Below are 20,220 nucleotides of genomic sequence, written 5' to 3' on the forward strand. Positions count from 1 at the left end.
AGGGACGATGCCTTCGTCCATCGTCGCTTCGGCATTCGCCGATCCCGGATGAGTCGGCATGCCCGCACCGATTCGCCGGGCGCGTCGACGGCGCGAACAGGCCAACCTCAGGAAACCCAATGACGCAAGAGCAGAGCATTTTCTCCGGGCTTCGGGTCGTCGACCTTGCGAGCTACATCGCCGGTCCCGCCGCCACGACCATCCTCTCGGACTTCGGCGCGGAGGTCATCAAGGTCGAGCCGCCAGGGCTCGGAGACCCGTATCGACTTTTCTACGCCACGCCGCCCAATCCCACCTGCGAGCGCAACTACGCGTGGCAGCTGACCAACCGCAACAAGCGCAGCATCGCCCTCGACCTCAAGGCACCGGGAGCCGCCGACGTGCTGGCCCGGCTGGTGAAGTGGGCGGACGTCCTCGTCACGAACTTCCCGCCCAACGTCAAGGCCAAGCTCGGCCTCGACTACGCGTCGCTGCAGCCGCTCAATCCGCGCCTGGTGTACGCGGACATCACCGGCTATGGCGCGGAGGGGCCCGAGGCCGACAAGCCCGGATTCGACATCACCGCGTACTGGGCGCGCACGGGACTGATGCAGGTCACGCACGATGCGGGCAGCCCGCCCACGCTGCCCATTCCCGGGATCGGGGACCACGCGACGGCCAGCACGCTGTACTCGGCCATCGTCACGGGCCTCTATCGCCGCGAGAAGACCGGGCTGGGCAGCCATGTCACGACCTCGCTGATCGCCGAGGGCGCCTGGGCCGCCGCCGCGTGGATCGAAGGCGGCCTCAACGGTGCGAGGCTCCATGGCCAGCACGATCGCCAGAGCCCGCCCAACGCGCTGCTCAACCCGTATCGCACCTCCGATGACCGCTGGCTGCTCCTCGTCGCGGTCCAGACCAAGGACTGGCCCGGCTTCGTCAAGGCGATGAACCTGCCTGCGCTGCTCGACGACCCGCGCTTCTCCGACGGCAAGCTGCGCGCGGCGAACTCCGCGGCGCTGGTCGCGATCCTCGACCCCGTGTTCGCGAGCAAGCCGCTGGCGCACTGGAAGAAGACGCTCGACGAAGGGCGCGTCATCTTCGGTGTCGTGCAGATCGCCGAAGAGATCCTGCATGACCCGCAGATGCACGCCAACGGGATCTTCGTGCCGCTCGCGGACGACCCGAGCGGCGCGACGAAGACCGTCAACAGCCCGGTGCAGGTCGGCGGCGTGCGCAAGGTCGCTCCGACGCGTGCGCCCCGCCTCGGCGAGCACAGCCTCGACGTCCTGCGCGAGCTCGCGTTCCCGCAGGCCGACATCGAACGTCTCTGCGCCGCCGGCGCCGTGGCACCGGAATCCGCCGGCTGATCGTCCGTTGCAGCCGGCGTCCGCCTTCCCACTTCAACACGAGATCATCCATGCGATCTGAAACGCAAGGCAGCAAGCCTCTCCCCGTCGCCGACGGCGATTTCTACATGCTCGCGCGAACCTTGTCCAAGGAGGACAACGACCTGCGCCTGAAGGTGCGCGAATTCATGGAGCGCGAGGTCCAGCCCGTCATCAACGGCTACTGGGAGCGCGACGAGTTCCCGTTCGAGCTGCTGCCCAAGGTCAAGGCGCTCGGCATCGCCGGCCTGCCTTTCGAAGGCTACGGCTGCCCGGGCAGGAGCACGATGCTGATGGGGATCCTGATGATGGAGATCGCGCGCGTCGATGCCTCATTCTCCACGTTCTTCGGCGTGCACACCGGCCTCGCGATGGGCTCGATCCACGTCTGCGGCTCGGAGGAGCAGAAGCAGCGCTGGCTGCCGCCGATGGCGCGCATGGACATGATCGGCTCCTTCGGGCTCACCGAGCCCGCTGTCGGCTCGGGAACCGGCGGCGGCCTCACCACGACGTGCCGGCGCGACGGCGACGGCTGGATCCTCAACGGCCAGAAGAAGTGGATCGGCAACGCCACCTGGGGCGACCTCACCGTCATCTGGGCGCGCGACGTCGCCGACGACCAGGTCAAGGGATTCGTCGTCGAGAACAAGAAGAACCCGGGCTTCCACGTCGAGAAGATCCTGCACAAGATGGCATTGCGCGTCGTGCAGAACGGGCTGATCACGCTCACTGACTGCCGCGTCCCCGAGGCCGACCGGCTGCAGAAGGCCAACTCGTTCCGGGATACGGCGCAGGTGCTGAGGCAGTCCCGCGCCGCCGTCGCGTGGGAGTCGGTCGGATGCGCGACCGGTGCCTACGAGCACGCGCTTCGCTATGCGCAGAAGCGCGAGCAGTTCGGGCGCCCCATCGCCGGCTTCCAGCTGGTGCAGGACCTGCTCTCGCGCATGCTGGGCAACATCACGTCCACCCAGGCGATGTGCCACCGGCTGTCGCAGATGCAGGACGAGGGAATCATGCGCGACGAGCATGCCTCCATGGCCAAGAGCGTCTGCACCGTGCGCATGCGCGAGACGGTGGGCTGGGCGCGCGAAGTCCTCGGAGCGAACGGCATCCTGCTCGACGAGCATATCGGCCGCTTCGTGGCCGATGCCGAGGCGCTCTATTCGTACGAGGGAACGCGCGAGATGAACACGCTGATCGTCGGCAAGGCGATCACCGGTTTCAGCGCGTTCGTCTGAACGCGGCAACGCGGGCACATCCCATCACAGGAATCACCATGACAAGACAGATTCGCCGGGTCGCGATCATCGGAACAGGCGTCATCGGCGCCAGTTGGACGGCGTTGTTCCTCGCCAGGGGCATCGACGTCGCGGCCACCGACGTGGCGCCGGGCGCCGAGGCTCGCCTGCACGAATTCATCGACGCCGCGAAGCCGCAGCTCGAGTCCCTGGGGTCGCGGGCCGACCGACCCGGCCGGTTGAGCTTCCACGCCGATCTCGCGGATGCGCTGAAGGGCGCGGACCTCGTGCAGGAGAACGGCCCCGAGCGGCTCGATTTCAAGCGGACGCTCTACGAGCAGCTCGATGCGCTGCTGGATGCCGACGTGATCATCGCGTCCAGTTCTTCCGGCCTGACGATGAGCGCCATCCAGACCGCCTGCAAGCGCCATCCCGAGCGCTGCGTGATCGGCCATCCGTTCAACCCGCCTCACCTGATCCCGCTGGTGGAACTCGTGGGCGGCGCGTTGACTTCCGAGGACACCATCGCTCGCCTGGCCGCGTTCTACACGTCGCTCGGCAAGCGCACGATCCGGCTCAACAAGGAAGTGCCGGGACACGTGGCCAACCGGCTGCAGGCGGCGCTCTGGCGCGAGGTGGTGCACCTGGTCTCGGAGGGCGTGGTCAGCGTCGCCGACGCGGACACGGCGGTCTGCTGGGGCCCCGGCCTGCGCTGGGGCGTGATGGGGCCGACCCAGCTCTTCCACCTGGGCGGCGGCCAGGGCGGAATCGAGCATTTCTTCGACCAGTTCACCGGCCCGATGACCGCCTGGTGGAGCGTGCTGGGCAACCCGACGATCACGCCGGAGCTGCGGCGCGTCGTCGTCGAGGGTGTGACGGCGCAGGCCCGCGGCCGCTCCATCGACCAGCTCGCCGCGGATCGCGACGCGATGCTGATGGGCCTGCTCGCGGTGCGCGCGGCCCGCGAAGGGGCCGACTGATGCCGGCGTTCGAGAACATCTTGTTCGACAAGGCGGACGGCGTCGCGGTGCTCACCGTGAACCGGCCGCGGTCGCTGAACGCGCTGAGCCATGCCACGCTGGTGGAGATCGATGCGGCCATGCAGGATGCCGCGGCGGACGAGGCCGTTCGCGGCGTGGTCGTCACGGGCGCGGGCGAGAAGGCCTTCGTCGCCGGCGCCGACATCTCCGAGATGGGGAGCCTGTCGCCGCTGCAGGCCGGGCAATACAGTCGCCTGGGGCAGGGCGTGATGAATCGCATCGAGAATCTCGGCAAGCCCGTCATCGCCGCGGTGAACGGCTTTGCGCTCGGAGGCGGCTGCGAGCTGGCGATGGCCTGCACGCTGAGGGTGGCCGCCGAGTCCACCCATTTCGGACTGCCGGAGGTGAAGCTGGGCATCATCCCGGGCTTCGGCGGCACGCAACGCCTGGCCCGTCTGGTCGGCCAGGGCCGGGCGCTGCAGTTGATCCTCACCGCGCTGCCCATCGATGCCAGGGAGGCCTGGCGCATCGGTCTCGTCAACGAGGTCGCCGGACCGGGGCAACTGATGGAGCGGGCGCACGCCGTCCTGCGCCAGATCCTCGCCAATGCGCCCGTCGCGATCCGGATGGCCATGGCCGCGGTCCACGACGGTGGCGAGGTCGGCCTGAATGCCGGCCTGGCGATGGAGCGGGCCCATTTCTCCATCTGCGTCGGCACGGACGATCAACGCGAGGGCACCTCGGCCTTCCTCGCAAAGCGTCCGCCCGAGTTCCAGGGCCGGTGACGGCCAGGTGCCCAGGAGGAACGATGGGGCGCGCGGCTGCGCGCCCCATCCGGGTGCGTCTCGGCGCGACGCCAGAAGACGCGCTGGCTTCTTGCGTTTGTCATACAGGCAGCGTTGCCGGGTGATAGCGTGCGACCCGCCTGGCCGATCGCGCGCCGGTGCATGGGCGTTGCAACGTCGGCGCTCCCGGTTCAAGCAGGTGGAGAGGGCAGATTTTTCGGCCGCCATGTTGCGCCTGGAAATCGAACGAGTCCTTCATCATGTCTGCGAACGTGCCCCACATCCTCGTCGTCGACGACGACCCGCTGATGCGCCAGTTGATCGGCGACTACCTTCTGGAGAGCGAGCTGCGCGTCTCGACCGCGACCGGAGGAGCGGACATGGACCGCATCCTGAAGGATCACGCCATCGACCTCGTGCTGCTCGACCTGCGGCTGCGCGGAGAGGACGGGATGAGCCTCGCGCGCAAGCTGCATGACGAGAGCGGCATCCCCATCATCATCGTGACGGCGCGGGTCGACGAGGCGGACCGGGTCATGGGACTCGAGACGGCGGCGGACGACTACATCACCAAGCCGTTCAGCAATCGCGAGCTGCTGGCGCGCGTGCGGGCCGTGCTTCGACGCCGCGGGCGCCAGTCGCCCGACGTGCTGGCCCGTGGCACCCGGCGCCGCGCGTACCGTTTCGCCGGCTGGGAATTCAATGCGCTGGCGCGTCGCCTGACGGATCCGCGCGGCCAGCAGGTCTCGCTCAGCAACGGCGAATACAACCTGCTGCTGGCGTTCTGCGAAGCGCCGCAGCGCGTGCTCTCGCGCGACCAGCTGCTGGATCTCTCGCGGCTGTACGGCGACGAGATCTACGACCGTTCGATCGATGTCCAGATCTTCCGGCTGCGGCGCAAGCTCAGCGGCGACGACGAGTCGCACGGGCTGATCCGGACCGAGCGCGGGGCCGGCTACGTCTTTGCGGTGCCGGTCGAATTCCTCAACTGAAGACGCGGCCGGGCTGCGGCGCAGACTGACCATACGTGGTAGCCGGCATCCTGCTCAAGGTGTCGTGGCGCGGCTTCTCCGCAGTGCGATGCGGTCCACCTCCGTCGCAGGCAAGCTGGCGGCATGCGCAGTCTGCAATCGTCGCGGTTCGAGTGGATCGCGGGGCCCGTCCTCGCGTTGACCCTGTTTCCACAGGCGTGCAGCGGCGCGCCCTCCGTCGAGGTGGCGGGCGCCTATTTTCCGGCGTGGCTGAGCTGCGTCCTGGTCGCCGTGGTCGGCGCGGTCCTGGCGCGAGTGGCCATGGTGGCGACCGGACTGGCCCAGGTCATGCCTCTTCAACTGTTCGTCTGCATCTCGATCGGCCTGCTGGTGGCGGCGCTCGTGTGGGTTGCATGGATCGGGCTTTGAAGATGCAGATGCAAGGAAAGGCCAGGCCGCGTCCGCGCATGCTGATCGCCTCGCTCGTCATCATTGCGGCGGGTTGCGGGATCGTGTTCGCCCTCGTGTCCACGCGGCTGCCGTCGACCGACGACTCCGCCATCGACGCCGACGTCGTCCACGTGGCCGCGGCGGTCGGCGGCCGCATCCTCGAACTGCCGGTGCGCGAGAACGACCTGGTGCGCAAGGGCGCGCTGCTGTTCCAGATCGACCCGGTGCCCTACCGGCTCGCGCTGGAGCAGGCTGCCGCCAATCTCGACCTGGCGCGCGCGACGCTCGAGACCCAGCGCAGGCTTGTATCCACCCAGCGCTCGACCGCCGCCGTCGCGGGGGACCAGGCGCGGCGCGCCGAGACGAATCTCGGCCTGACGGCGCGCACCGAAGACCGGTTGAAGCCGCTGACCGACAAGGGCTACGTCGCGCAGCAGCAGCTCGACCAGGCGCAGGTCGCCCATCGCGACGCGGCGACCTCGCTGTCGCAGGCGCAGGAACAGGAACGCGCGGCGCGGCGCGCGATCGACACGGTGGCGGCGGCGGAGGCGGGCGTCGGGGCCGCGAAGGCGGCGCTCGCCAACGCACAGCGTGCCCTCGACGACACGACCGTGCGCGCGACGCACGACGGTCGCGTCGTCGGCCTGACGGTGTCGACGGGCGAGATGGTGCTGCCTTCGCAGGCGGTATTCACGCTGGTCAACACCGAGGAGTGGTTCGCCGTCGCGAACCTGCGCGAGACCGAGTTGCACGCGGTGGCGATCGGCGACTGCGCGACGGTCTACTCGATGATCGATCCGCGGCGGCCGATCAAGGGCGTGGTGACCGGACTGGGGTGGGGCGTGCTGGACGACGACCGCATCGAGGTGCCGCGGTCGGTGCCCTACGTCAAGCCGTCGGTCAACTGGGTGCACGTCGCGCATCGCTTCCCCGTGCGCATCCGGCTCGAGGAGCCTCCACAGGCCCTGGTCCGGCTGGGCGCGAGCGCGGAGGTGCAGGTGCGCCACGGCGCCGCCTGCCGGGCGCACCATGACTGAGCGCCTGCGCCTGCTGTTCGTCGACGCGCCGGGACGACTCGACCTCGCCGTGCGCCTGGCGCTGATCTGCGCGCTGGTGACGCTCCTGGCGCAGACCTACGAGACGCCCGATCCGGCGCTCACCGCCTACCTCGCCTTCTTCCTCAATCGACCCGATCGCGCGACCAGCGTGCTGCTGTCCGTCGCGATGACCCTGGTCGTCACGATCGTCCTCGGCCTCACGGTGCTTGTCGCCCAGGCGGTCGTCAACGACCCGCCGGCGCGCGTCGCGAGCATGGCGGCCATCTCGTTCGCGCTGCTGTTCCTCGTCTCCGCGAGCAAGCTGCGCCCCGTCGCCGGCAGCATCGCGCTGATCATGGCCTTCGCGCTGGACGAGCTGGGAGCGGTGCCCGGCGGCGAGCTGGCGACCCGCGGCGTGCTCTATGCGTGGCTGTTCGTCGGGATCCCGGCGGGTGTCTCGATCGCCGTGAACCTGCTCGTGGGGCCGTCGCCCCGCAAGCTCGTGCAGCAGACGCTGGCCGAGCGGCTGCGCCTCGCGGGCCGCGTGCTGCGCGAGCCGCAGCGCTGGCCCGAGCTGGCGTCCGCGCGACGCGAGGGCGACGAGGAAGTCGCCTCGCGGCTCAAGCTCGCCAGCGCGGAACGCACGTCGCCGATGGCCGACATCGCGGCGCTGCGCCAGGCCGCGGACGCCACCATCGCGGCGATGGCGGCCGTGCAGCATCTCGCCTGCCGTCCCGCGACGCTGCTGCCCGCGCCGTTGCGCGAGGCGCTGGCGCGCACGCTCGACGACATGGCCGACATCCTCGCCCGCGGCGGCTATCCCGTGGACGTCGAAGCCCCCGCGGCGCCGGAGGCGTCGCTGCATCCACTGGCCCGTGCCGCCTTCGCGACGCTGCGCGGCGCCGTCGCCCGCTTCGCCGAACCCGCGCCGCCAGCGATACCGGCGGTGCCGGCGCCCGCGCCGCCGGCGTCGGGCTTCCTGGCACGCGACGCCTTCACGAATCCCGAGCACGTGCACTTCGCCCTGAAGACGACGGCCGCGGCGATGGCCTGCTACATCGCCTATTCGCTGCTCGACTGGCCGGGCATCCACACCTGCCTGATCACCTGCTACATCGTGTCGCTGGGCACGCTTGCCGACAGCGTCGAGAAGCTCGTGCTGCGCATCGGCGGCTGCCTGATCGGCGCCGCGCTCGGCGTGTCGGCGATGGTCTTCGTCGTGCCGTCGTTCACGTCGATCGAGGCGCTCATGGGCATCGTCTTCGTGGGCACGCTGGTCGCCGCCTGGATCGCCGCGGGCAGCCCGCGCATCGCCTATGCGGGCTTCCAGATGGCGTTCGCGTTCCTCCTGTGCGTGGTGCAGGGTACCGGCCCGGCGTTCGACCTGACCATCGCGCGCGACCGGATCATCGGCATCCTGTTCGGCAATGCCGTGGTCTATGTCGTGTCGGCGCATTGCTGGCCGGTGAGCGTCGCGGGGCGGGTGGAGGCGAACCTGGCCGCGGCGCTGAGGCATCTGGCCGGGATGCTTCGTCCGGAGCCCGAGTCGACGCGGCGGCGGCTTGCGGCGGAGGCGCAGGCCGCGCTCGACGCGATGGCGAACGATCTCGATCTCGCGCGCTACGAGCCCGCCGCCGTGCGTCCCGCGGCGGGCTGGCTGGATCACCACCGCGCGATGGCCGCCGGGGTCGATGCGCTGGGCACGCCGCTGCTGCTCGCCACGGAGACGGGCTCGAGCCTGCCCGACGACATCGGGCGGCGCATCGAGCGCCTCGCGAACGGCGAGGTCGGCGCGGAAGCGCCGGCCACCGCGTTCGCTGACGGGGATGCGTTGCACGCGCTGGTCGACGAGCGCCTGCGCGCCCTGGAACGCGAGGTGTCGCATGCGGCGGCTTGAGTCGTGGGGCGCGTTGATGTCGGCGCTCGCCATGGCCGCATGCGGCACGCCGGCGATCGACACGATGCCCGCGAGTCCCGGCCAACCCTGGCGGCCAGCCACGGGGCCGGATGGCGCGATCGTCGGCGGCCGGCAACAGCCCGCGAATGACCCAGCCGGTTCGTCATACGTCCTGCCGCCGAACCGCACGCTTGCCAGCGTCGTGCCGCCCCCGTCGGCTATCGACCCGCAGCACGCTTACACGCTCGCCGAGCTGATCGACATCGCGCAGTCCAGCCACCCGGAGACCCGCATCGCCTGGGACGATGCACGCCGCGCGGCGCTCGCCGAAGGCATCGCCGAGAGCACCTACCTGCCGCACGTGACCGCGAGCGTGATCGGCGGCGTGCGCTCGACGCGCGGCAGCCAGTCCGGCGGCGATGTCGGCGCCGACGCCTCGACCTCGTCCTCGGGCACGATCGCCGCGCTGTCGCTGGAATGGCTGGTGTTCGACTTCGGCCAGCGCGAGGCGATCGTCGAGTCGGCGCAGCAGGCGTCCATCGCGTCGAACATCGCCTTCACCGCGGCGCACCAGCGGGTCATCCACGAGGTCTGTCTCGCGTTCTATGCGAACGATGCGGCGCGCGCGCGCGTCGCGATCGCCGCCGCATCCTTGAAGAACGCGCAGCAGATCGAGGCCGCCGCCGACGAGCGCTATCGACACGGCGTCGGAACGGCTATCGACCTGGCGCAGGCCCGCCAGGCCACGGCCCAGGCGCGCCTGGGCGACGTGCAGGCACGCGGCCGGGCGCAGGACGCGATGCTGGCGCTGGTCACGGCGATGGGCATCTCGCCGCTCGCCCGGTTCGACGTGGCCGACGTCTCCGGGCGCCCGCTGTCGAAGGCCTCCCTGCAGCCGATCGAGCGCATCGTCTCCGATGCCATCTCGCGCAGGCCGGACGTCCTCGGCGCGTACGCGGCCGAGAAGGCCAGCGAGGCGGCCGCGCGCGCGGCCGAGGCCGACTTCAAGCCCAAGGTCTTCATGTCCGCGACCGGCGCCCATGCCTCGGGCCGCCTCGACGTCACCGCCGTGCCGCCCGTCGGCCAGCAGTCGGGCACGTTCAATCTCTCGGGCGGACACTGGGGATCGACGGTCCTGCTGGGGGTGACCGTGCCGCTCTATGACGCGGGCCTGCGCAAGTCGACGCTGGGCCAGGCGCGCGCCGCGGCGGACGCCGCGACGGCCCAGTCGGAGCGCGTGCGCGACGAGGCGGTGCGCCAGATCGTGATGGCGCAGAACGCGCTGGAGACCAGTCTCGAGGCGAACGAAGCCGCGCAGGCGCTGGTGGACGCCGCCCGCATCAACTTCGATGCCGCCTTCGATGCCTATGGCCATGGCGTCGGCACGACGACGGCCGTCACGCTCGCGGCCACGCAGCTGCTGCAGGCGCAGGAGGCGGCCATCGATGCGCACAGTGCCGCACTCTCCGCGGCGGCCACGCTGGCCTTCGCGACCGGCGCGCTCGGCGCCGCGCCCCCCTGACGCGAGGCCGATCCTGAACCAAGACCTGCACCTGGCCGGCCTGTCGATGGTGGCCCACATGGCCGGCGCCCTGGCGCTGGGGTGGCTGGTCGGCTACGAGCGCTACTTCAACGGCCGGGCCTCGGGCACCCAGGTCTACTGCCTCGTCTGCGCGACCTCGTGCGCCGTCACGCTGCTCGCGGGCTACCCCGCGCTGTGGTACGGCAGCACGTCGCACGAGAACGGCGCCGGCGACCCGACGCGCGTGATCGGTTCGATCCTCACCGGCATCGGCTTCCTGGGCGCGGGCATCATCATGCAGACCGGCCTCAACGTGCGCGGCCTGACGACGGCCGCGTCGATCTGGGCCTCCTCGGCGATCGGGATCCTGGTCGGCGTGGACTTCCATCTCGCCGCCGTGGGCCTGACCGCGCTGATCGTGGTCAGCCTGTCCGTGGTGCCGCGGTTCGAACATCGCCTGCCCGCCCGGGCGGTCATGGTGGGCAACGTGCGCTTCCGGGAAGGGTATCGCCCGGACTCCTCGGAGATCCATCGCTACCTCGTCGAGCGCGGCCTCCAGGTGCCCCCCGACACGCTCAGCATCACCCGCAGCAACGGCCGCTTCGAACTCCAGTGCCTGATCTTCGGGGACTCGGGCACGAGCGCCGAAGCCATGAACCGCATCGTCCGCGAGCTGTCGGAGATGCCGGATGTCGAGGAATTCACCGTCACGCATTCGAGCCGGGCGTGAACATTGTGTCGCCACGATGACTACCACCAAGGTGGGTGATCGCCCCTTGCCCTTCGTGGCGTGGCGACGCGATGCGGCAGTCCGTACGATCGTCCTCGAATGCAGGGCCGAGCACGCGGAGATATCGGATGCCCAATGAAAGTTTCCATGCCTGAACCCACGAACGGCTTGCAGCGATGAGCAACAAGGCCGGAGATCCGGAAGCAGGCCCGGCGCCGTGGCTGCGCTTCGCGCGCATCCTGATGCTCGGCGCGGTCGCCTTGGGGATGGCAGCGTGCGCATCGCTGCCTCCGCCGGTGAAGGCCGAGGCGTTCTCCCTTCCCGCGGTGCCGGGCGACCCGCTGGCGCAGGTTGCGTCGTCCAGCATCTCCTCCGAGGGAAGCTCGAGCTTTCGTCCGATGCCGTTCAGCCGCGTCTCGATGGACACGAGGCTGGCGCTGGCCAAGCACGCGGTACGCAGTCTCGACGTCCAGTACTACCTGCTGCAGAACGACTACACGGGCAGGACGCTTCTTCGCGCCGTGCGCGACGCCGCCCAGCGCGGCGTGCGCGTGCGGATCCTGGTCGACGATCTCTACACGGACAGCAGCGAGACGCTGCTCCTGAACTTGGCGGCGACGCCGAACGTCCAGATCAAGGTGTTCAACCCGTTCCCGACGGCGCGCGCGTTCAGCGCGACCAAATGGGCGTTCGCCATCGCGGACTTCGCCCGGCTCAACCATCGGATGCACAACAAGCTGTTCATCGCCGACGGTGCCTTCGCCGTGGCCGGCGGCAGGAACATCGCGGACGAGTACTTCTTCCAGAGCCGCAGCGGGAACTTCATCGACTTCGATCTCCTGGTCGCCGGCGCCGCGGTGTCGCAGCTGCAGGCCGTCTACGACACCTACTGGAACAGTCCGCGCGTCTATCCGCTCGAAGTCCTGGATCACGGAAGCGATGATCTCGAGGCGCGCCGGAAGGCCTTCGAGGAGGCCACCCGGCCGGGCGGCGAGTTCGCCGAGCCGCCCCCGGCGCAGCCGGACGCGCTCGGGTTCAGTCCATTCAGTGTCGACGTCGACTCGCCGCCGCTGCCCATGCTGCATGGAGAGATCGAGGCGTTCGCGGACGATCCGGAGAAGGTCTCCGGCAAGGCGGAGCAGGGCGGCGACAGGTCGACGGTCACCTCCCGGGTACTCGAGGCGATCTCGAGATCGCAGTCCGAGGTACTCCTCGTATCGCCGTACTTCGTGCCGGGTGAGGTCGGGATGAAGGCGCTGCAGGACACGCGCGATCGCGGCGTCAAGGTGACGCTCATCACCAACACGCTGAGCGCGAACGACGAGCCGCTCGCGAGCGCGGCGTATGCGCGATATCGCGTGCGCATGCTGAAGATGGGGGTCGACATCTACGAGGTCAGCTCGAGGCAGCTGCGCTCCAACTCCGATGTCGGCAAGGTGCTCGGCGCATCGATCGGACGTTCGCACGCGAAGATCGTGGTGATGGACGGCAGGACGACCTTCGTGGGCTCCATGAACATGGACCTGCGGTCCTCGCGGGAGAACACCGAGATGGGAATGTTCGTCCATTCTCCGGAGCTCGCGCAGGACGTCACGAAAGTCCTTGCCGGGATCCGCAGCAACGGGACGTATCACCTGCGCCTCGGGCCGGACGGAGAGGACGTGCAATGGGTCGCGGTCGAGAACGGATCCGACGTGGTCTACGACAGCGAGCCGGAAGTCGGGCTCGGCACGCGGCTCGAGATCTTCTTCCTCGCACCGTTCATTTCGCAGAGCCTTCTCTGACCCGGCCGATCATCGCGCCGCGGAACGCGCTCGGCGCTAGCCGGCGAGGATGCCCAGCCCGCGTGCGCGCACCATCGCGCCGGCCCTGTTCTTGACGTCGAGCTTGCCGTAGATGTTGTGGAGATGCCATTTGAGCGTCCCCTCCGAAATGAAGATCGACTCGGCGATCTCCCGGTTGCTCATGCCCGACTCGAGGCGCTTGAGGATCGCCACTTCGCGTTTCGTGAGCTCCTCGGCGGCGGTCCCGACGTCGTCGCCCGGCTCGATCGCGCGGGCGTTGGCGTCGCGCATCAGCTGCTGGAGCCGCCGTGCCAGCGGCGCCGCTTCCGTGCCGCGCGTCTGGTCGGGCCCGAGGCGATCGAGGAGCGGACGAAGGACCCTCGCGTCGTCCAGGAACAGGCGCAGGTAGCCTCTCGGGGATGCGATCGTGAGCGCCTTCAGCAAGTCCTCCGACGCGAGCCCGCGCTCGCCCTCGTGGTCGTGGGCCAGCGCGCGCAGCAACAGCAACTCCGCCGATCGGTGGAACAGGCCCTTTTGCCGGCTGCGCTCGATCGCACCGCCCAGCGCCTGTGCCACGAGTTGCGGAGCCTGTCGAAGCACGAAGCGCGACGAAGCCCGGAACGCCTTGTCCCGCCCCAGGCTGGAGGCGCCGTCCTGCGAAGGCAGTTCGTCGAAGCCGAAGCGTGCCGCCACGATCCGGGCCTCCTCGAACTGACCCGCCCGCCCGAGGCACGTGCATTCCTCGGCGGCGAGCGTGACGGTCACGCGCGGCAAGCCGCGCCGTTCGCCAAGTTCCTGGCCCTCGCGAAGAATGGCCCGGGCGCCGTCCGGATCCTGCCGCAGCAACTGCAGGCGCGATCGCGTCAGGTAGGCGACGATCACGGCGTCCGCGGGCCCGTATTCGTCGACGCTGGTCATGGCGCGCTCGATGTGCTCGCTCGCCGAATCGATCTCGTCGAACTCGTAGGCGATGCCCGCGAGCAGCGTGTGCAGCAGGCTGGCATGCGCGGGATGGCCGTGGAGCTTGCTGTCGACCTGCTCGAGCCCGTTCAGGCAGGCGCGCCGCGCCTCGAGGTAGGTGCCGCGCTTCAGGTGAAGCACGGCCTCGACATACGCCGTCCACGCGAGCGCGTAATGGCCTTCGCCCTGCTCCAGCCAGCGGCGTGTCTGCCCCACGACGTCGAGGCCGTCGCCGATCGCGCCGCTGGACTTGTGGCCGAACGCCAGCACGTTGCCCATCACGCCCTTGTGCTGCAGCGGCGCCTCGGGCCATCGCTGCAGCCACGCGGCCGCGCGCTCGCCGCCGCGCCGGCCCTCGTCGCGCAGCGCGAGCGACATGGCGTCCTGCAATTCGACCGCGCAACGCAGTTCCTCGACCAGCTTCGCATCGGAGCCCGGGTCGGCCTCCATCCGCCGCAGCAGCCGTTCGAGACGATGGACCTGGGCCTCGTACTCCTGGCGGCGCGGATAGAACGACAGCGAGAACGCGTACTGGATGCGGATGACGGGGTATCGATCCACCCACTCCCCGGGCAGCGCGTTCATCCAGCGCAGGACGGTCTGGTGATAGCCGCGCCGGAAGGCCAGTTCCTCGACGTTGTCCGCGACCCACCTCGTCGCCGTTTCCCAGTCCCGTGCGCGGATGGCGCAGTTGATCGCGTCCTCGATATGCCCGTTGTCGTGCAACCAGGCGGCGCCCAGGACGAGACAGGCCCGGGCCTCGGCGGGCGCGACGCGGCGATATCGCTCGCGGAAGAATTCGCCGACGAGGTGATGGAAGCGCGCCCACGTGCCCGAGCGATCGAGCGGGATCAGGAACAGGTGGCGCGAGCGGAGGGTGCCGAGCAGCGCCTCGACGTCGTCGTCGCGTGCGATTGCCCGTGCGAGCGGCGCGCTGATGCGGTCGAATTGCGAGATCCGGGAGACGAACGAACGCGTGCGCTCGTCGACGCGGGACAGGATGACCTCGCCCAGGTAGTCGACCACGCTCGTGTCCGTGCCGGCGAACTGCTCGATCATGCCGGCCTGGTCCGAGACGCCGTCGAGCGCCATCGCCGCGAGTTCGAGCGCGGCCGGCCAGCCCTCGGTCTTCGACATCAGTTGCTGCAGGTCCCGCGCGGGCAGGTCGCGCCCCAGGCGGCTGCGGTAGAACATCGACGCCTCTTCCAGCCCGAACTGCATGCGCTTGATGCCGATCTCGAACAGCTGCCGCCGCACGCGCAGCCCCGCGACGCGAATGCCAGGCTCCTCCCGGCTGCCGATCACGAACTGGATGTTTCGCGGCGCGTAGTTCGCGAGCCAGTCGACGATCTCGACGACCTCCGGCTGGCGGATGAACTGGAGGTCGTCGAGGAACAGGACAAGGCGCCCGTGCACGCGCGCGAGGTCGTCCGCGATCGCTTCCAGCAAGGGCTTGGCGCCTCCGGTGAAGTCGCCGGCGACCTGCGCGAGGGCGCTGCCGCCGACGCGCGCCTGCACGGTCCGGATCGCGGCGACGAGGTGCTGCACGAAGCGCACCTTGTCGTTGTCGTCCTCGTCGAGGGACAGCCAGGCGCACGCGACCCTGCGCTCGCAAAGGCGCCCGTGCCACTGGGCCATCAGGGTCGACTTGCCGTAGCCTGCCGGCGCCGCGAGCACGACCACGGGGTAGGCGCCGTCCAGCACTTCGCTCGACGAATCGAGCGCGGGCCGCGGCAATGGCCTGCTCGTCCCCGCCGCCGGATACAGCCTGGATTCGTGGACCGGTGCCTCGAGCGTCTCTGCGGTCATCGCGTCATGTCTCCCCGGTCGATGCTACGCCTCGCGTCCGGCGCGCGAGATAGTGCGCACCCTGGGAATTCGCCGGGCTGGTCGAGCTCGACGGCGCGATCCCGACGGCCGCGCGCCGACCGGCCGACGAGCATCCGCGTTTTCCCGTAGTTCGCTCAAGTCCGAACTTCCGATAGGGGCGACGGCGGGCTCCCCGGCTCAGAGTCGGCCCATCGCAAGGAGACAGGGGTGAGCCGTGGGCAGCCGATATTCCGAGCTGACGTTCGCGGGCCTCGTCGGCAACCGGGCGTCCTCGCATCCCGACCTGGACGTCCTCACGATCGAGGGCGGTGGCCAGCGGCCCGACGAAGTCCGCACCTTCGCGCAGCTGTGGGACGCCGGGCGCCGCCTGGGCGCCGGCCTGCGCACGCTGGGCCTGCGGCAGGGCGATCGCTTCGGCCTGCTGATGGCCAACCACGCCGAGTTCGTCGAGGCCATGGTGGCGGCGGCCATGACCGGCGCCGTGTTCGTGCCGATCGATCCTCGCACGAAGGACGACCGGCTGGCCCGCATGCTGGCGGACGCGAACTGCGTCGGCGTCGTGGCGGCCGACTATGCCCTGGGCCAGGTCCTGGCGATCCGTGGCCGGCTTGCGAACCTGAAGTGGATCGTGGGGCTGTCCACCGCCGAGGGCCGCTCGACCTGCGCCCAGCTCGAGGCGCAGGGGGCCGTCTCCTACGCGCGGCTTGCGGGCACGTCGCCCGGGTCGTTCGAGCTCGCGCGCGTGGCGGCCGAATCGCCGATGCAACTGATCTACACGTCGGGCACGACGGGCGATCCGAAGGGCATCGTGATGACGCACCGGCGCTACTGCGAGACAGCCATGCTCAGCTCGCGCGTCTTCGGCTACTGGTCGGACGACCGCCCCTATTCGGGCCTCTCGCTGACGCATGCCAACGCGCAGCTGGTGACGCTCGGCGCGTCGATCGCCGCGGGCATGCGCTGCGTGCTGTCGCGCCGCTTCACCAAGTCGCGCCTGTGGGACATCACGCGCCGCTACGGGTGCACGAGCTTCAGCCTGCTCGGCGGCATGACGACGGCCGTCTATGCCGAGCCGCCCGACGATCGCGACGCCGACAACCCGGTGCGCTTCGTCGTCTCGGCCGGGATGCCGCAGGCGATCTGGAACGACTTCGAGAGGCGCTTCGGCGTGCAGGTGCTGGAGTTCTACGACGCGGCCGAGGGCGGCCTGTGCGTCAACCCCATCGGCGTGGGCCCGATCGGCAGCATCGGCAAGGCGATCCCGTCGCTGGCGTACCGCGTCGTCGACGAGCAGAACCAGGACGTGCGCCGCGGCGAACCCGGCGAGCTGCTGTTCCGGCCCGCCGACGGCTCGCCGTCCAAGGTCGAGTATCTCGGCGACCCGCAGGCCTCGGCGAAGAAGACGGAAGGCGGCTGGCTGCGCACGGGCGACGTGGTCATCGAGGACGCCGACGGCTGGCTCTTCTTCCAGCACCGCCAGGGCGGCGGCATCCGCTGCAACGGCGACTTCATCGACCCGGCGTTCGTGGAGAAGGCCATCGCCGAATGTGCCGGCGTGGACGACGTCCACGTCTACGGCGTGCCGGCCCGTTCCGGCGTGCCCGGCGAGAAGGATCCGGTGGCCGCCGTGGTGCCGAAGGATCGCGCGGGCTTCGATGCGCAGGGGCTGTTCCAGGCCTGTCGCCGGCGGCTCGACGCGAACCTCGTCCCCCGCTGCATCCAGGTGCTGGAGCAGATCCCCAAGACGGCGTCGGAGAAGCCGCAGGAGCGCCTTCTCATCGAGGCCTTCGAGGCCCAGCCGCACCGCGTGTTCACGGAGCGGCCTGCCTAGGCGCTGCCCCGTCCGCGTCGCCGCCGCGCTCACGGCCGGCGATCCCAACTTTCGATAGGCGACCCGCCGCGCGTCGCGCCGCAAAGTCGATCCATCCCCTCCGAACGCCGCTGGTGACAGGGCGACCCGCAGTCCCTACCGAATCGTCAAATGACCGCAGCAACTCCTCTTTCGACGTCTTCCGCGCACAGCCACCTGCTCATCCGGCGGCTGCTCGAGGCCGGCCTCCGCCGCGCTCCGGAGCAGGAGATCGTGTACGCCGACAAGCGGCGCCTGAGCTATCGCGAATTCGGCGCGCGCGTGGGCAGGCTCGCGTCCGGGCTGGCGGCGCTGGGCGTCCAGGCCGGCGACACCGTGGCCGTCATGGACTGGGACACCCATCGCTACCTCGAGTGCTTCTTCGCGGTGCCGATGATGGGCGCCGTGCTGCACACGATCAACGTGCGCCTCTCGCCGGAGCAGATCCTCCACACGATCAACCACGCGCGGGACGACGTCATCCTGGTCAACGCCGAGTTCGTGCCGGTGCTCGAGCAGATCTGGAGCCGCGTGGACGCCGGCAAGCGTCTCGTGCTGCTCGACGACATCGGCGCGCCGCTGCAGACCGCGCTCGAATTCGTCGCCGAATACGAGCGCCTGCTGGACACCGCCGAGCCGGAATTCGATTTCCCCGAACTCGACGAGAACACGCGCGCCACGACTTTCTACACGACCGGCACGACAGGGCTGCCCAAGGGCGTCTATTTCAGCCATCGCCAGCTCGTGCTGCACACGCTGGCGGTGCGGGACGCGCTGGGCGGCCCGGGTCAGGGCCGGTTCAACGCGGGCGACGTCTACATGCCGATCACGCCCATGTTCCATGTCCATGCGTGGGGCCTGCCGTACGTCGCGACGATGCTCGGCGCCAAGCAGGTCTATCCGGGGCGCTACGCGAGCGAGCGTCTCGTGGATCTGCTGGAGCGCGAACGCGTGACCTTCTCGCATTGCGTGCCGACGATCCTGCAGATGGTGCTCGATGGCGCCGCTGCTCGCGACGTCGACCTGTCGGAATGGACGGTCATCATCGGCGGCGCCGCCCTGATGCAGTCGCTGGCCCGGCAGGCCGTCGACCAGGGCGTGGACATCTTCGGCGGCTATGGCATGTCGGAGACCGGGCCGGTGCTCGCATTGGCGCAGCTGCAGCCGCACATGCTCGACCAGGATGTCGATCGCCAGGTCGAGATCCGCTGCAAGACCGGGCGCGCGATCGCGCTGGTGGACCTGCGCATCGTCGACGACGAGATGAACGACGTGCCGCACGACGGCAAGAGCGCCGGCGAACTCGTCGTGCGCGCGCCGTGGCTCACGCAGGGCTACCTGCACGACCCGGCGAGTTCGGAGAACCTCTGGCGCGGCGGATGGCTGCACACGGGCGACATCGCGGTCATCGACGCCGACGGCTACGTGAAGATCACCGATCGCCTCAAGGACGTGATCAAGACCGGTGGCGAGTGGGTCTCGTCGCTCGATCTCGAGGAACTGATCCTGCGGCACCCGAGCGTGGCCGAAGCCGCGGTGATCGGCATGCCCGATCCGAAGTGGACCGAGCGACCTGTGGCGCTGGTGGTGCTCAAGGCCGGCCAGGCCGCGGATGCGGCCGGGCTCAGGACGCACCTCCACCAGTTCGCCGTGCAGGGCCTGATCTCGAAGTACGGCGTGCCCGAGCGCGTCGTCTTCGTCGAGTCCCTGCCGCGAACCAGCGTCGGCAAGCTCGACAAGAAATCGATGCGTGTGCAACTGAACGACCTGCAAGGAGACCAGCGATGAAAGTGATCGTGCCCGTGAAACGCGTCGTCGACTACAACGTGAAGGTTCGCGTGAAGTCCGACGGCACCGGCGTCGACATCGCCAACGTCAAGATGAGCATGAACCCGTTCGACGAGATCGCCGTCGAAGAGGCCGTGCGGCTGAAGGAAAAGGGCGTCGTCAGCGAGATCATCGCCGTCTCTTGCGGCGTCACGCAGTGCCAGGAGACGCTGCGCACCGCGATGGCCATCGGCGCCGACCGCGCGATCCTCGTCGAGACCGACGCCGAACTGCAGCCGCTGGCCGTGGCCAAGCTGCTCAAGGCGCTGGTCGACAAGGAGCAGCCGGGCCTGGTGATCCTGGGCAAGCAGGCGATCGACGACGACTGCAACCAGACGGGCCAGATGCTGGCCGCACTCGCCGACCTGCCGCAAGCCACGTTCGCGTCGAAGGTCGAACTGACCGCCGACTCGGTGACCGTGTCGCGCGAAGTCGACGGCGGCTCCGAGACGCTCAAGCTGACGCTGCCCGCCATCGTCACGACCGACCTGCGCCTGAACGAGCCGCGCTACGTCACGCTGCCCAACATCATGAAGGCGAAGAAGAAGCCGCTGGAAGTGATCAAGCCGGACGCGCTCGGTGTCGATGTCGCGCCGCGCATCAAGACGCTCAAGGTCAGCGAACCGCCCAAGCGCGGTGCCGGCGTGAAGGTGCCCGACGTCGCGACGCTGGTCGCCAAGCTCAAGAACGAAGCCAAAGTCATCTAAGAGACAAACGACATGACCACTCTCGTCATTGCCGAACACGACAACGCGACCCTCAAGGGCGCGACGCTCAACACCATCACCGCCGCGACGCAGGTCGGTGGCGATGTCCACGTGCTGGTGGCTGGCTCGAACGCCGGCGCCGTCGCGACCGCTGCCGCCGCCGTCGCGGGCGTCACCAAGGTGCTGCACGCCGACGGCGCGTCGCTCACTGAGCAGCTCGCCGAGAACGTTGCCGCGCAGGTGCTGGCCGTGGCCCCGGCCTACAGCCACATCTTCTTTCCCGCGA

Annotated in this window: 16 protein-coding genes; 15 read left to right on the forward strand and 1 reads right to left on the reverse strand. The window is 69.5% G+C overall.

The features are described 5' to 3' along the window. Window positions 1–119 precede the first annotated feature (119 nt). The 11 genes from LPC04_RS15645 (at window position 120) to LPC04_RS15695 (ending at window position 12,761) form a co-directional block, all read left to right on the forward strand. A complete protein-coding gene (locus LPC04_RS15645; protein ID WP_275683180.1) occupies window positions 120–1,349 on the forward strand; it encodes a CaiB/BaiF CoA transferase family protein in 1,230 nt (409 codons plus the stop codon). Window positions 1,350–1,399: 50 nt separating this feature from the next. Further along, complete coding sequence (locus tag LPC04_RS15650) at window positions 1,400–2,605, forward strand: acyl-CoA dehydrogenase family protein (protein ID WP_275683181.1); 1,206 nt, start codon at window positions 1,400–1,402, stop codon at window positions 2,603–2,605. A gap of 38 nt (window positions 2,606–2,643) precedes the next feature. Further along, complete coding sequence (locus LPC04_RS15655) at window positions 2,644–3,585, forward strand: 3-hydroxyacyl-CoA dehydrogenase NAD-binding domain-containing protein (protein ID WP_275683182.1); 942 nt, start codon at window positions 2,644–2,646, stop codon at window positions 3,583–3,585. After that, window positions 3,585–4,370 (forward strand): enoyl-CoA hydratase-related protein, encoded by a 786-nt coding sequence (locus tag LPC04_RS15660; RefSeq protein ID WP_275683183.1) that lies wholly within the window; start codon window positions 3,585–3,587, stop codon window positions 4,368–4,370. The genes LPC04_RS15655 and LPC04_RS15660 overlap by 1 nt, the downstream gene beginning before the upstream one ends. Window positions 4,371–4,630: 260 nt before the next feature. Continuing rightward, window positions 4,631–5,362, forward strand: coding sequence for a response regulator (locus tag LPC04_RS15665; protein WP_275683184.1), 732 nt, complete (start codon window positions 4,631–4,633; stop codon window positions 5,360–5,362). A gap of 123 nt (window positions 5,363–5,485) precedes the next feature. Beyond that, window positions 5,486–5,770, forward strand: a complete 285-nt coding sequence (locus LPC04_RS15670; protein ID WP_275683185.1) for a YtcA family lipoprotein — start codon at window positions 5,486–5,488, stop codon at window positions 5,768–5,770. Between the two features lie 2 nt (window positions 5,771–5,772). Beyond that, window positions 5,773–6,828, forward strand: coding sequence for a multidrug transporter subunit MdtN (mdtN, locus tag LPC04_RS15675; protein ID WP_275683186.1), 1,056 nt, complete (start codon window positions 5,773–5,775; stop codon window positions 6,826–6,828). Next, window positions 6,821–8,725: an FUSC family protein gene (locus tag LPC04_RS15680; RefSeq protein ID WP_275683187.1), complete on the forward strand. Its 1,905-nt coding sequence runs from the start codon at window positions 6,821–6,823 to the stop codon at window positions 8,723–8,725. Before mdtN ends, LPC04_RS15680 begins: the two co-directional genes overlap by 8 nt. Further along, complete coding sequence (locus tag LPC04_RS15685) at window positions 8,712–10,247, forward strand: TolC family protein (RefSeq protein ID WP_275683188.1); 1,536 nt, start codon at window positions 8,712–8,714, stop codon at window positions 10,245–10,247. The genes LPC04_RS15680 and LPC04_RS15685 overlap by 14 nt, the downstream gene beginning before the upstream one ends. Before the next feature lie 58 nt (window positions 10,248–10,305). Then, window positions 10,306–10,977, forward strand: coding sequence for an MgtC/SapB family protein (locus LPC04_RS15690; RefSeq protein ID WP_275683189.1), 672 nt, complete (start codon window positions 10,306–10,308; stop codon window positions 10,975–10,977). Between the two features lie 176 nt (window positions 10,978–11,153). Continuing rightward, entirely contained in the window at window positions 11,154–12,761 is a 1,608-nt protein-coding gene (locus tag LPC04_RS15695; RefSeq protein WP_275683190.1) for a phospholipase D-like domain-containing protein, read from the forward strand. A gap of 36 nt (window positions 12,762–12,797) precedes the next feature. On the opposite strand, the gene LPC04_RS15700 is transcribed toward LPC04_RS15695, so the two are convergent. Further along, window positions 12,798–15,530: a winged helix-turn-helix domain-containing protein gene (locus LPC04_RS15700; RefSeq protein ID WP_275683191.1), complete on the reverse strand. Its 2,733-nt coding sequence runs from the start codon at window positions 15,528–15,530 to the stop codon at window positions 12,798–12,800. A gap of 235 nt (window positions 15,531–15,765) precedes the next feature. Here LPC04_RS15700 and LPC04_RS15705 point away from each other — a divergent pair, with 235 nt between their 5' ends. From LPC04_RS15705 to LPC04_RS15720, 4 genes are all read left to right on the forward strand, one after another. Next, on the forward strand, window positions 15,766–17,382 hold the full coding sequence (locus LPC04_RS15705) for an AMP-binding protein (RefSeq protein ID WP_275683192.1): 1,617 nt from the start codon (window positions 15,766–15,768) through the stop codon (window positions 17,380–17,382). A gap of 150 nt (window positions 17,383–17,532) precedes the next feature. Then, on the forward strand, window positions 17,533–19,188 hold the full coding sequence (locus LPC04_RS15710) for a fatty acid--CoA ligase (protein WP_275683193.1): 1,656 nt from the start codon (window positions 17,533–17,535) through the stop codon (window positions 19,186–19,188). After that, complete coding sequence (locus LPC04_RS15715; RefSeq protein WP_275683194.1) at window positions 19,185–19,934, forward strand: electron transfer flavoprotein subunit beta/FixA family protein; 750 nt, start codon at window positions 19,185–19,187, stop codon at window positions 19,932–19,934. The genes LPC04_RS15710 and LPC04_RS15715 overlap by 4 nt, the downstream gene beginning before the upstream one ends. 12 nt (window positions 19,935–19,946) lie before the next feature. After that, the coding region (locus LPC04_RS15720; RefSeq protein ID WP_476748704.1) for an adenine nucleotide alpha hydrolase family protein at window positions 19,947–20,220 on the forward strand (274 nt) is incomplete at its 3' end.

The sequence above is a fragment of the Scleromatobacter humisilvae genome, assembly GCF_023231945.1.
GTDB lineage: Bacteria > Pseudomonadota > Gammaproteobacteria > Burkholderiales > Burkholderiaceae_C > Scleromatobacter > Scleromatobacter humisilvae.